This is a genomic window from Pseudoalteromonas sp. NGC95 (assembly GCF_015864705.1).
In the GTDB taxonomy this organism is placed as follows: domain Bacteria; phylum Pseudomonadota; class Gammaproteobacteria; order Enterobacterales; family Alteromonadaceae; genus Pseudoalteromonas; species Pseudoalteromonas arctica.
On the sequence record NZ_JADYWR010000008.1, the window covers coordinates 20,999 to 33,587 of the forward strand.

Annotated in this window: 16 protein-coding genes; 11 read left to right on the forward strand and 5 right to left on the reverse strand. The window is 38.5% G+C overall.

Annotation, left to right across the window (positions count from 1 at the left end):
* Window positions 1–6: 6 nt before the first annotated feature.
* The gene (locus tag I6E70_RS09020; RefSeq protein ID WP_197188559.1) at window positions 7–729 is read right to left on the reverse strand and encodes a 3-deoxy-D-manno-octulosonic acid kinase; all 723 of its coding nucleotides are present in this window, start codon (window positions 727–729) and stop codon (window positions 7–9) included.
* 122 nt (window positions 730–851) lie between these two features.
* Here I6E70_RS09020 and I6E70_RS09025 point away from each other — a divergent pair, with 122 nt between their 5' ends.
* From I6E70_RS09025 to glpG, 6 genes are all read left to right on the forward strand, one after another.
* Complete coding sequence (locus tag I6E70_RS09025) at window positions 852–1,913, forward strand: glycosyltransferase family 9 protein (RefSeq protein WP_197188560.1); 1,062 nt, start codon at window positions 852–854, stop codon at window positions 1,911–1,913.
* On the forward strand, window positions 1,910–2,473 hold the full coding sequence (gene gmhB / locus I6E70_RS09030; protein ID WP_197188561.1) for a D-glycero-beta-D-manno-heptose 1,7-bisphosphate 7-phosphatase: 564 nt from the start codon (window positions 1,910–1,912) through the stop codon (window positions 2,471–2,473). The genes I6E70_RS09025 and gmhB overlap by 4 nt, the downstream gene beginning before the upstream one ends.
* Window positions 2,474–2,642: 169 nt before the next feature.
* Entirely contained in the window at window positions 2,643–3,836 is a 1,194-nt protein-coding gene (locus I6E70_RS09035) for a glycine C-acetyltransferase (RefSeq protein ID WP_024611251.1), read from the forward strand.
* Window positions 3,837–3,886: 50 nt separating this feature from the next.
* The gene (gene tdh / locus I6E70_RS09040) at window positions 3,887–4,912 is read left to right on the forward strand and encodes an L-threonine 3-dehydrogenase (RefSeq protein ID WP_077537083.1); all 1,026 of its coding nucleotides are present in this window, start codon (window positions 3,887–3,889) and stop codon (window positions 4,910–4,912) included.
* Window positions 4,913–4,980: 68 nt separating this feature from the next.
* Window positions 4,981–5,298 carry a thiosulfate sulfurtransferase GlpE gene (glpE, locus tag I6E70_RS09045; protein WP_007584717.1) on the forward strand — a complete coding sequence of 106 codons (318 nt, stop codon included), beginning with the start codon at window positions 4,981–4,983 and terminating at the stop codon, window positions 5,296–5,298.
* Window positions 5,295–6,113, forward strand: a complete 819-nt coding sequence (glpG, locus tag I6E70_RS09050) for a rhomboid family intramembrane serine protease GlpG (protein ID WP_024591461.1) — start codon at window positions 5,295–5,297, stop codon at window positions 6,111–6,113. The genes glpE and glpG overlap by 4 nt, the downstream gene beginning before the upstream one ends.
* Before the next feature lie 3 nt (window positions 6,114–6,116).
* On the opposite strand, the gene I6E70_RS09055 is transcribed toward glpG, so the two are convergent.
* Window positions 6,117–6,515: a flagellar basal body-associated protein FliL gene (locus I6E70_RS09055; protein WP_007584719.1), complete on the reverse strand. Its 399-nt coding sequence runs from the start codon at window positions 6,513–6,515 to the stop codon at window positions 6,117–6,119.
* Window positions 6,516–6,669: 154 nt separating this feature from the next.
* Between I6E70_RS09055 and I6E70_RS09060 the strand changes: the two genes are divergently transcribed.
* Both I6E70_RS09060 and ubiA read left to right on the forward strand, forming a co-directional pair.
* Window positions 6,670–7,209, forward strand: coding sequence for a chorismate--pyruvate lyase family protein (locus tag I6E70_RS09060; RefSeq protein WP_165729394.1), 540 nt, complete (start codon window positions 6,670–6,672; stop codon window positions 7,207–7,209).
* Window positions 7,206–8,084, forward strand: coding sequence for a 4-hydroxybenzoate octaprenyltransferase (gene ubiA, locus I6E70_RS09065; RefSeq protein WP_197188562.1), 879 nt, complete (start codon window positions 7,206–7,208; stop codon window positions 8,082–8,084). Before I6E70_RS09060 ends, ubiA begins: the two co-directional genes overlap by 4 nt.
* 37 nt (window positions 8,085–8,121) lie before the next feature.
* On the opposite strand, the gene I6E70_RS09070 is transcribed toward ubiA, so the two are convergent.
* The 3 genes from I6E70_RS09070 to I6E70_RS09080 all read right to left on the reverse strand — a co-directional run bounded on the left by I6E70_RS09070 (window position 8,122) and on the right by I6E70_RS09080 (window position 10,519).
* Window positions 8,122–8,742 (reverse strand): 2OG-Fe(II) oxygenase, encoded by a 621-nt coding sequence (locus tag I6E70_RS09070; RefSeq protein ID WP_007584723.1) that lies wholly within the window; start codon window positions 8,740–8,742, stop codon window positions 8,122–8,124.
* 92 nt (window positions 8,743–8,834) lie between these two features.
* Window positions 8,835–9,719: a LysR family transcriptional regulator gene (locus I6E70_RS09075; RefSeq protein WP_007584725.1), complete on the reverse strand. Its 885-nt coding sequence runs from the start codon at window positions 9,717–9,719 to the stop codon at window positions 8,835–8,837.
* Between the two features lie 377 nt (window positions 9,720–10,096).
* The gene (locus I6E70_RS09080; RefSeq protein ID WP_007584730.1) at window positions 10,097–10,519 is read right to left on the reverse strand and encodes a DUF2721 domain-containing protein; all 423 of its coding nucleotides are present in this window, start codon (window positions 10,517–10,519) and stop codon (window positions 10,097–10,099) included.
* 75 nt (window positions 10,520–10,594) lie between these two features.
* Here I6E70_RS09080 and I6E70_RS09085 point away from each other — a divergent pair, with 75 nt between their 5' ends.
* The 3 genes from I6E70_RS09085 to tsaD are packed head-to-tail and all read left to right on the forward strand — an operon-like array spanning window position 10,595 to window position 12,583.
* Window positions 10,595–10,948: a putative signal transducing protein gene (locus I6E70_RS09085; RefSeq protein WP_007584731.1), complete on the forward strand. Its 354-nt coding sequence runs from the start codon at window positions 10,595–10,597 to the stop codon at window positions 10,946–10,948.
* The gene (locus I6E70_RS09090) at window positions 10,941–11,531 is read left to right on the forward strand and encodes a YjaG family protein (RefSeq protein WP_007584732.1); all 591 of its coding nucleotides are present in this window, start codon (window positions 10,941–10,943) and stop codon (window positions 11,529–11,531) included. Before I6E70_RS09085 ends, I6E70_RS09090 begins: the two co-directional genes overlap by 8 nt.
* A gap of 38 nt (window positions 11,532–11,569) precedes the next feature.
* On the forward strand, window positions 11,570–12,583 hold the full coding sequence (gene tsaD / locus I6E70_RS09095; RefSeq protein ID WP_007584734.1) for a tRNA (adenosine(37)-N6)-threonylcarbamoyltransferase complex transferase subunit TsaD: 1,014 nt from the start codon (window positions 11,570–11,572) through the stop codon (window positions 12,581–12,583).
* Window positions 12,584–12,589: the final 6 nt, after the last annotated feature.

Below are 12,589 nucleotides of genomic sequence, written 5' to 3' on the forward strand. Positions count from 1 at the left end.
GTTAACTTAGTTAGCGAGTGCTTTGAGGTAGTTGCTATGCAGAGTTTGCCAGTCAGTCGCTTGCCAATTAAATGACTCGTTTCGACCTTGTTCTTTTAAAAATGAGCGCTCAAGTCGTTCCATATTACTTTGTTGCCACTGCACATTAGGCATTTTTATTTCACCTCTATCAAAGTCGATAATGTACACATCACCAGTATCATCAAACAAAATGTTATTAATGTTTAAATCGGCGTGATACACACCTTTTGAATGAAATAGCGCGATTGTTTTAGCTATGCGCTCCAACTCATCTTCGGTCAATGGGCGTTCAATTAATACATCGAGTACACTTTTAGCGCCTTTAACAGCCTCGGTAATAATATCACCACGATAAATTAATCCGCTGCGGGTTACTTTAGCTGCAATAGGGGTTGGTACGTTTAAACCAAGCTCTATAAGTTTACTCATTAAGCTAAACTCTTTATACACACGGGTTTGTTCAAGTCCTGGGTATAAATATTGATCGCTTAGCAATTTACCTACGAAGCCACCGCGCCAATAATGCCTAAGTACGGCTGTTAATTCGTCTTGCTTAAAAAACCACGCAGTTGCTCGACCTTTTTTAGCGCCCACAATTTTATTTTGTTGTTGCCAATAATTTGCATCAAACCAATCGAGGGTAATTTGGCTCGTGTATTTAGGGTGGCTTAATACAGTGTGATTGCCTTGCACGTGTTGTTTAAACATAGCTCTGCGTAATTGCTAAATAATGTGCCTATATTAGCGCGTTTTAAAGCTGAGGATAAGTGCTTGCAATAGCGTGATTATAATTTAAGATCGGCTTTTGTATTTAATACCTAAGGGAATGTGTGACTCAAGCTCCTAACTATTCATCTATTTGTATATTAAGACTCTCAGCCATTGGTGACGTATGTCATGGTGTGAGTGCTGTACAAGCCATTCAAAAAGCACACCCAAATGCAAAAATCACGTGGGTTATTGGTAAAATAGAAGCGATGTTACTTGCCGACTTATCGGGTGTTGAGCTGGTGGTATTTGATAAAAAACAAGGTAAAGCAGCACTTAAAAGCTTAAAGCAACGCTTTAAAGATCAACAGTTTGATGTACTACTTAATATGCAAGTTGCATTAAGGGCTGGGTTTGTAGCGCGTTGTATTCCTGCAAAAGTAAAAATAGGGTTTGATTGGGCGCGTTCAAAAGAATTGCACGGCTTGTTTATTAATAAACGAATAGCCCCAGAAGCTCAGGCGCATGTGCTTGAAGGCTTTAAAGGTTTTGCAAAAGCCATTGGTGTAGCTGATTATAAACCGAGTTGGGACATGCCATATACAGAGCAAGACCAAGCGGTTGCTGATGAACTACTAACACCAGAGTACCTAACTAATAAACTGTTAGTAATATCGCCAGCAGCAAGTAAAGCACAGCGCAATTGGCTCGCTGATCGTTATGCAGCATTGGCTGATTATGCAAATGAGCAAGGCTTTAAGGTGGTATTGACGGGGGGGCCAATAGAACTTGAAATTAACCTAGCAAATAGTATTGTTGAGTATAGTAAAACACCTATTTTAAATTTAGTGGGTAAAACGAAACTCAAAGAATTGTTGTGCGTGTTAAAGCGTGGCAGCTTAGTGCTTGCGCCCGATACAGGCCCTGCACATATGGCGGTAACTGTTGGTACGCCGGTTATTGGTTTATATGCACATTCAAACCCAGCACGAACAGGCCCTTACTTATATCAAGATTACGTGGTTGAGGTTTATCATCAAAATTTGCTTAAGCAAACAGGTAAAACAGCTAAGCAAGTACCGTGGGGTACGCGCGTAAAAGGCGATGATTTAATGAGCCAAATTACGGTTGATGATGTAAAAGCAATGTTTGACCATGTTGTACAAAAAGAGTCTTTGCAATGAATGTACAACAAAAAAATAAAGCGCTTTTTTTAGATCGAGATGGCGTGGTAAACGTTGACCATGGTTATGTGTATCAAAGCGATAAATTTGAATTTATTGAAGGTGTTTTTAGCACTTGTAAAGCATTTTATGATGCGGGCTATAAAATCATAATCGTCACTAATCAATCTGGAATTGGTCGAGGTTATTACACCGAAACTGATTTTTTAGCACTAACTGATTGGATGAAAACCCAATTTAGCGATCACAGTATTGAAGTTGCCGATGTGTATTTTTGTCCGCATCACCCTAAAAAAGCGCACCCTGAATATTTGAAAGAGTGCAGTTGCAGAAAGCCTGCGCCAGGTATGTTATTACAAGGCATACAAAAGCATAACATCGACCCTGCTTGCAGCATTATGGTGGGCGACAAACTCAGTGATATGCAGGCTGCGAAAAAAGCGGGCATTACGACCCGCGTTTTAGTGCGTTCGGGTCAAAGCTTTGATGAAAGTGCTAAGCAAGAGGCTGATTTAATTATCGATTCTATAAACAGTTTACCTGCACTTTTAAAGACATAAATAAACTAAACAGATTAGCCTGTAAACTGGCAGGAATTACTTCCAGTCTAGGGTGTTTACGACGAACTGCAAACCGTGCATTTTTCCCATTAAACTTTTACAATACCCCTCATAATAAACAGTCGTTTAAATGTGATTGTTTACCCGTTCAAATATATGGAGAACTTAGATGAGAGCATCTGCTTTTTTTAGCCAGTTACAACAGCAAATTGAAGACGTAAAAACCGAAGGTTTGTATAAAAGCGAACGTATTATTAAATCTCAGCAGCAAGCTCAAATCGAAGTTGCATCAGGTAAAGTAATCAACTTTTGTGCTAATAACTACTTAGGTTTAGCTAATAGCCCAGAGCTAATTGAAGCTGCGCAAAACGGTTTAAATAATCATGGTTTTGGTGTGGCGTCTGTTCGTTTTATTTGTGGCACGCAAGATATTCATAAAACGCTAGAGAAAAAAATCAGTGAGTTTTTAGAAACAGAAGATACGATTTTATATTCTTCATGTTTTGATGCAAATACAGGCTTGTTTGAGACTATTTTAGGCGCAGAAGACGCTATTATTTCTGATTCGTTAAACCATGCATCAATTATTGATGGTGTACGTTTGTGTAAAGCTAAGCGTTTTCGTTATGCAAATAACGACATGGCTGATCTTGAAAAGCAACTTATTGCCGCAGATGAAGCCGGCGTTAAAACGAAACTAATAGCTACCGATGGCGTGTTTTCTATGGACGGCGTTATTTGTAATTTAGAAGCCGTGTGCGACTTAGCCGATAAATATGATGCGCTTGTAATGGTTGATGACTCTCACGCAGTTGGCTTTGTTGGCGAAAACGGTAAGGGTACACCTGAGTACTGTAATGTATTAGACCGTGTAGATATTATTACCGGCACATTAGGCAAAGCGCTAGGCGGCGCTTCAGGTGGTTATACTTCAGGTAAAAAAGAAATTGTTGAATGGTTACGCCAACGTTCGCGCCCATACTTGTTCTCAAACTCATTAGCGCCTTCAATTGTTACTGCATCAATTAAAGTACTTGAAATGCTAGAAAGTGGCGGCGAGCTTCGCGCTAAACTTTGGTCAAATGCTAAATATTTCCGTGAGCAAATGGAAGCTGCTGGTTTTACGTGTGCAGGTAAAGATCATGCAATTATTCCAGTAATGCTAGGAGATGCAAAAGTAGCCTCGTTAATGGCTGATAAGTTACTTGTTGAAGGTATTTACGTAACCGGTTTTTCATTCCCAGTAGTACCAAAAGGGCAAGCCCGCATTCGTACACAAATTTCAGCGGCGCATAGCATTGAGCAACTCGATATTGCTATTGATGCATTTACCCGTATTGGTAAAGAAATGGGCGTTATTTAATTTTATTTTAAACCGAAGCCTCGCTTCGGTTTTTTAGTTGAGTGTGGATTATGAAAGCATTATCTAAATTAAAAGCAGAACCGGGCATTTGGATGACAGATGCACCAAAGCCAGAAGTGGGTCACAACGACTTACTGATTAAAATTCGCAAAACAGCTATTTGCGGCACCGACGTACATATTTACAAGTGGGACGAATGGGCAAGTAAAACGATTCCTACTCCTATGGTTGTTGGTCACGAATATGTTGGTGAAGTCGTTGATATGGGCCAGGAAGTTCGTGGCTTTAAAGTAGGCGACCGCGTATCGGGTGAAGGTCATATTACCTGTGGGCATTGTCGTAATTGTCGTGCTGGGCGTGTACATTTATGCCGTAATACAACGGGTGTTGGCGTAAATCGTGAAGGTGCATTTGCAGAGTATTTAGTTATTCCTGCATTTAATGCATTTAAAATTCCAGATAATATTTCTGATGAGCTGGCTTCAATTTTTGACCCATTTGGCAACGCTGTTCATACCGCATTATCGTTCGACTTAGTTGGCGAGGATGTACTTATTACTGGTGCTGGCCCAATTGGTATTATGGCTGCGGCTGTAGCAAAACACGTGGGTGCTCGCCACGTTGTTATTACCGACGTAAACGAATACCGCCTAGATTTGGCGCGTAAAATGGGCGCATCACGTGCTGTAAACGTCGCAAACGAAAAGCTTGAAGACGTAATAAAAGAGCTAGGTATGACAGAGGGCTTTGATATTGGTCTTGAAATGTCAGGTGTGCCAAGCGCTTTTAATTCAATGCTTAATAACATGAACCACGGCGGTAAAATTGCCATGCTAGGTATTCCACCTTCTGATATGGCGGTTGATTGGAACCAAGTTATTTTTAAAGGTTTAGTGATTAAAGGTATTTACGGTCGCGAAATGTTCGAAACGTGGTACAAAATGGCAAGCTTGATTCAATCTGGTCTTGATTTGAACCCAATCATTACACATCAGTATTCTGTGGATGACTTCCAAGCTGGCTTTGATATGATGATTTCAGGTCAGTCAGGTAAAGTAATTTTAAACTGGGATTAGTTCCTAACTAAATTACAAGAAGGGCGGCTTTAGCCGCCTTTTTTATACTATTAATTAAAGAGACTTCAATGGCATTTAAACACATTTCTATAGCGCAAACGTTAGAACTTCTAGATAAAGAAGACGTTGTAATTGCAGATATTCGCGATCCAAATTCGTATCAAGCTGGTCGTATTCCAGGCTCAGAAGCACTTTCTAACGGTAATATTGCACAATTTATGATGGAAAAAGAATTCGATCAGCCAATTATTATTGTGTGTTACCACGGTATGAGCTCTCAGGGCGCAGCTAGTTATTTAGTTGAGCAAGGTTTTGAAGATGTATACAGCATGGATGGCGGTTTTACTGCTTGGGAAGCGTCTTATAGCGAGAAAGTAGAACGATGATAGAGCTTGGCAGTTTAAATAACCCACGCGCCGCACAAGGCTTTATAGATTATTTAAAAAGCCAAGGCCTAGATGCAAAGATACACTCAGCAGATGGCAGTAATGTCATTATTAGCGTGACTGAGGAGGACTTTCATCAAGTTCAGCCTTTATGGGTTGAGTTTACACAAAACCCTAATCATGAAAAATACCAGCAAGCATCTTGGGATGTAGGCAGCACACAATCGCCGCTTAAATATCAAGGGCAATCACTTAATCTTATGGCGCGGTTTAAAGCGCTTAGCTGGCTTAACCAAACTGTTAGCATATTGAGTATTGTTATTTATGTCGCTTTTTTATTGGGTGGATTTGATGAAATTTATACAGTTCTGCAATTTAATCCATCACAACCACTAAGCTGGCTAACTCCCGCGCTTGTGCATTTTAGCGCGATCCATATTGTGTTTAATTTAATTTGGTGGATGTCGCTTGGCGACAATATCGAAAAGCAATGCGGAAAACTCAGCTTAATAGGTTTGTTTTTAGTGACTGCACTTATTAGTAATTGGGCGCAATACCTAATGGTTGGTCCCAACTTTGGCGGTTTGAGTGGCGTAGTATATGGGTTACTTGGTTTTTGTTGGATTCATAGCTTTTTAAATCCGAACAAACCTGCGCTGGTTAGTACGGCTATTGTTGGTTTTATGTTGATTTGGTTAGTGCTTGGGTTTGCAGATGTATTGTTTGTAGGTATGGCTAATTGGGCGCACTTAGGTGGGTTAGTTAGCGGTATGGCTTTTGCCTACACCGCCAAAGTATTTAACGCAAAACGTTAAATACTAATGATATAAATATTTAGTGAACAAGACTTCACGGATGATCTCTTGTCCTGTTTCTTCTTTTAAGAGGCTTTTTAGTTTTTCGGCGCACTTTGCGCGTATTTCTTCACGGCCAGTAAGGGATTTTATTTTTTCTTCAGGCTCTTTAGATAAAATCTCTACTAGGGCATCACGTAGTAATGGCGTGTGGTGCTCTACTACTGCAATATCTGAAGTGTCATTAAGCATTAAATCAATAGTTACACGCACATAGCCCATTTTTTTACTTGATGCGCCAATGTAGTTGGTGATTATATCGGGCTCAAAACCAAAATAACCAACTGTAGATTCAGCACGAGCTGTAAAGCTTATGACACTTACAAAGAACGTAAAAAGACCTGCGTATACTATTTTTTTCATATTTAAAGCGTTTCTTAAAACTTGTTACAAATAGTTTATACTTAATAGTGGGTAATAAACAGCGCCAAGCTATTATTTATGGTTATAAAACATCACTTTTTCAAAAGCTTTGACAATGGTATCATCTCGTTGTTTTTTATTTTGTTGAGCTATTGTGATTACTTATCCTCTGTCTATATCTGCTAATTGGCAGTCCACTTCATATGTAAGTGACTTATCTCCTCTAGAGCAAGAATGGCTTTTTGAACCTAATTCTTTAACTGCTAAATTAAAAAGTAAATCACAAATTTTTAGTGTAAGAGTATTAAGCGAGCAGTTATTTACTTTAAGTCTAGAGCAAAAGTTATTACTAAACTGTAGCGCTAAAACAGCTATTAATAGAGAAGTACTCTTATTGTGCGATAACAAACCTGTGGTATACGCACAGAGCTGGCTTCCTAAAAATGATTCGAGCAATCCTTTGCACAATATGGGTGAACGACCTCTTGGTGATGTGATTTTTCAAGACCCAGCACTAAAACGAACGGATATAGAAATTGCTTATTTTGATGCCAAGCACCCCGTTCAGCAATTAGTTGCAAAATTAAACCTACCCGAAAAAAACTTACTAGGGCGTCGAAGTGTATTTTCACTCAAAGAATATAAATTTTTAGTGTGTGAAGTGTTTTTACCAGGAGCATATTTATACTCATGAAATTAGCCGCTTTAAAGCCAAAACATATTTCTTACTATATACAGCTAATGCGTATAGATAAGCCCATTGGTACCTTGTTATTACTTTGGCCAACATACTGGGCTTTATGGCTTGCTAATAGTGGGATGCCGAGCTTACTCAACTTTATTATATTTACGCTGGGCGTTGTTGTTATGCGAAGTGCAGGGTGTGTAATTAATGATTTTGCAGATAGGAAAATAGACGGCTCTGTAAAGCGCACAGCTCAGCGGCCGCTAGCTTCAGGGCGGGTTAGTAGTGGTGAAGCACTTAGCCTATTTTTACTGCTCATAGTTATTGCGTTTATTTTAGTATTAATGCTTAGCGTTAATACTCTTTTGCTTTCTTTTTGGGCTTTGGCTTTAGCCTTTTGCTACCCTTTTATGAAACGCTATACACAATTACCACAAGTTGTTTTAGGAGCTGCATTTGGTTGGGCTATTCCAATGGCCTATATGGCTTCAATAAATGCATTACCGCAGCAGGCATGGTTATTATTTATAGCCAACATTTGCTGGACAGTTTCTTATGACACTATGTATGCGATGGTTGATAGAGATGACGATTTAAAAATAGGGGTAAAATCAACCGCTATTTTATTTGGTAAATTCGACCGCCACATAATCTTTTTACTTAATGCTGTATTTATAGCGCTGGTTGCGTTTATTGGTATAAGTAATCATTTAAGTGTCGCGTTTGGCGTTGGTTTGAGTGTAGCAGCTGGTTTATTGGCATATCAACAAACGCTTATTCATAAGCGTGAAAGAGATGCCTGCTTTAAAGCGTTTTTAAATAATCATTATGTGGGCTTGGCTATCTTTATAGGGTTATTACTTTCATACCCAATAGCATTTTAAAGCCTTAGTAAAGGCTGTTAAAATGAGTTATTTAGAGCTATCGGGGCGGATCAATAATACCGCTAATAGAGGCGTTTTTTCTAAACCACCCAGCAATAGAATAGCGTTCGTCAACTGCAGGAAGCACTTCATGAGCAAAACGTTCACTTTCAAACATAACCAATGTGCCAGCAGTTGGTTTAATCGTTATTTCTACTTCTTTACTTTTAGGTTTATATATAACAAGTTCGCCACCTTGCTCTGGCGTATTTAAATAAAGCACCGTTGTAAATACACGATTAGATCGACCTTTAAATGCATCTAAGTGTTTTTTGTAAAAATCACCCTGTGTATATTTTGCATAATGGCATTCGTAATCAAATAGCCCCATAAAAAAGCTACGATTTAACGTGGTTTTTATACTTTGCATTATTGCTTGATACGTAAGCTGTGCTTGAGAGCTGCCGTCAAACCAATAGGTTTTGTCAGTGCGAATAGTTTTATCTATTTGTAAGTTATTTAATCGACCAATACCGGCAAGGCTAAAGTGGGGGTTTATACGGTGACAATCTGCAACTAAATCGTTAACTAAATCGGCAATAAGCGCGTTATGAATTACGGTGTATCCTTGGCGTTCTATATCATCTAAATAGACATCAGGACCAAAAAGTGTGTTCATTCACATCAGCTGTTTAAAAAAGGTGCGACAGTGTAGCCGAAAAGCGATTTAAAGCTACTGTTTATTGTGCCGCACTTTTTCAAAAAGAAGGGTTAGTTAAATGCAGCTCCCGCCTTTTTTATAAGCGACAACAAGTGTTCTACATGTTCGGTAATAGACGTTTGTTGGCTTGTTTGTACAACGAGTTGTTCGTGATTTAAATCTTTATTTGTTTTTAGTTGCACGAGTTCAGAGTTCTCTGCGATTGTGTTTGCATGCTCAATGCTTGCAATAGCAAAGTGATCTGATTTAACTACACCAGCCATTACTTGCTCAATGCTACCCACTTTAATACTTGATGATTTATTTAAAGAATCAATTGCTTCATTAAGCATAGTTTGCACTTGTTTAGATTGAGAGAAGCAGCCAAACATAGGGTAGCTATCAAGATTTTGCTTACTTATATCGTTTTTATGTGCAAGAGGGTGATTTTTTGAAACAAATAATACAAGCTGATCAGGTAAGTGAATGTCACTGCCAATACTATTAATAGCTTGAGAGTATACACTTATGTCTATTTCACCTTGTTGGAGTCTGCGTGTTAGCTCTTGTTGATCTTGTAACTGCATTTCAATTTTTATATGAGGATATTGAGCTAAAAACTGTCCACAAGAAATAGGTACTATGCTGCTTGCCTTATTGGTATAGCCAATAACAAGTTTTTCATTAGCATTACCGTTTACTGATTGAAAAATCCGTTTTTTCGTTAGCTCAAGTTCCGATAGAGTCGTTTTAGCATATTCAAGGAAAAGTTCGCCTTCAGGCGTTAATTTAACAGAACGAGTTGAGCGTTTTACTAACTCATATCCCATTTCATTTTCAAGTGTTTGAATGCTGCGCGTTAGCGCTGAAGTACTAATTTGGGTTTGTTCAGCTGCTTGTCTAAAGTGACGTAATACACCAAGTGCTACAAATTGCTCTAATTGTTCAAATCTCACTTTATAGTCCCTTTTTATAAGTAAGTCGCAGATACCACGGATATCAAATATATTAATTTTTATTCTAAAGTTTAGTAAAATTCTATATTGAAATACGGTTGCAAGTTCATACGTGTTTCCAGCAGGATACCCCCCTTTTAGTATTAATTAAAGAGGAAAGCGACCAAATAGTATTACTTTTTTAATTGATAACTAGTTGTTTATTGTGTTTTGTCTATATTTTTGCAATTAACTATCTAGGCAAAGTTATTTTAACTCAGTGGGTTAGTTAGGAGATTGGAATTTAATTGTTCTAATTAATAAAAAAGTACGCCCCAAAATAGGGCGCACATATAACATGATTATGACAAATAATAGGGTGTTTTATCTATAAGAGTTTATTTTACAAAATTTCTATTTATTCGGCTGCTTAATGGTTTATTTTCAATGCTTTGTAGTTCTATTTCAATCGCATCACAGGAAATATGTATTTCGAATAAAGACGTTAATAACGATAAACTTAAGCAAGCTAAGCTAATGCCAAATAAAATAATCCCTGTGGTATTAAATTCAATAAATAAAGCAAACATCGAAAATGTACACAGTAAAAAAGAGGCTACGCCGTATACCTGCATTGTTCTTATTAAGTTTATTCGTTTACGTAAGTTAGTGATTTGAGCGACTACAACAGGTCGGATAGATTCGCCTTCACGCGCATTTAACTCTCTAATTAATTGCGCTAAAACTAAAAATCGGTTTGTATAGGCTAATAATAGCAGCGATATGGCCGGAAAAAGTAAGCCCGGGGTTGTAAGTGTCATGTTTATTCCTTAAAAGTGCAGCATGCTAATAATTTAGCGCAGGATATTGATAACACAAAATAAATGAGGTGAATATTGCAAAATATTAATAATAAAAATTCAACTGATAGCTCTTTTCAATGGGTTACAATTTATAAAGCCGAAAATACCCTTGAAGCTAATATTATTAAAGGTTTAATACAAACCAGTGGCATTGAATGCAAAATAAAAGGTGAGATGCTCCAAGGCGCATTGGGAGAAATTCCATTTGATCAAGCACAAGTTAGTGTGCAGGTTTATGCGATAAAAGAGCGCCATGCGCGCCAAATATTGTTAAACTATCAACAAGTAAAACAATCCGCTCCAGATTGGGTATGCCCTAACTGTAATGAGCATAATGGATCAACATTTGATTTTTGTTGGTCGTGTGAGACGTTAAAGAATGACTAAAGCAAATAATTTTCAGCGTATTAGAGAGCTTAACTATTTACAAAAAGCTGTTTTAGCAAGTGCTTTAATAGAGCGAATGCTGCCAAATTACGGTTTATTTAGCGAAGCAACGGGGTTTGGTGATGAAACCTTACTTCGTAATTCGCTTAATGTTTGTTGGGAAAAAATATTACTGCCTAAAAGTAAAATAGATCTCGAAAAACAAGTTGAAAAAATAGAACCGAATGTTCCTGAACTTGCTGATTTTGATATGTTTGGTACTTACCCTGCTATTGATGCTGCAACGTCTTTACTTAGCTTAATGCATGGTTTAATGGCGCAAGATGAGCAAGAGTTCATTAGTGTCAGTAAAATATCTCAAGCAACAGTGGCCCGCTTTATTGAATATCAAATGACGGTTGAAGGTGAGGTTGCAGATAACACGGCCGTTAGAGAGCATCCATTAATGCAATACGAAATTGAAGTATTAGGTGAGCTAATTGATTTTGTAGAAAATATGGGGCGTATTACCTCTGATAGCGTGAAGGCACTTAAAAAGTTTGCCCTAGAAGATGGCCAAACAAATATTGGCCTTACGTTATAAAAACAGCGAAGTGAAATATTAAAGGCAGGAGAAGTACAGTGCGAATTTTAGGCATTGAATCGTCATGCGATGAAACAGGTATTGCAATATACGATGACGAAAAAGGCTTGTTAGCTCATCAACTATACAGCCAGGTAAAAGTACACGCTGATTATGGCGGTGTAGTACCGGAACTTGCATCGCGCGATCATGTTCGTAAAACGCTACCACTTATAGACGCAGCTTTTGCACAAGCGGGTTGCGGCCCAGAAGATTTAGACGGTATTGCTTATACTGCAGGCCCAGGTTTAGTTGGAGCATTATTGGTAGGTACTTCTATTGGTCGTTCATTAGCATACGGTTGGGATATTCCAGCTGTTGCTGTTCATCATATGGAAGGGCATTTACTTGCTCCGATGCTTGAAGAAAATATTCCTGAGTTTCCGTTTATTGCATTGCTTGTATCGGGCGGTCATACCATGATGGTTAAAGTAGCGGGTATTGGACAATACGAAGTACTAGGTGAGTCAGTTGATGATGCCGCAGGCGAAGCCTTTGATAAAACGGCTAAGTTACTTGGTCTTGACTACCCTGGAGGTCCGCGCTTAGCTAAAATGGCCGAACAAGGCGTTGCGAAGCGCTTTATTTTTCCTCGCCCGATGACCGACAAACCAGGTCTTGATTTTAGTTTTAGTGGTTTAAAAACTGCAGCATCAATCACTATTCGTGAAAATGACGACGACGATCAAACTAAAGCTGATATAGCGCATGCATTTCAAACAGCGGTTATTGATACGCTGGTTATTAAGTGCAAGCGAGCGCTTAAACAAACAGGTATTAAGCGTTTAGTAATCGCCGGTGGCGTAAGTGCAAATACACAGCTTCGACTGCAGCTTGAACGCGTAATGAAAGGTATGAAAGGCGAAGTTTTTTATCCGCGTACTGAATTTTGTACCGACAACGGTGCAATGATTGCTTATGCAGGAATGCAACGTTTAAAAGCAGGGCAATTTGCCACGCTTGATATGAAAACAAAACCTCGTTGGCCTATAGATAGCCTTGAGCCGATTTAATGACTC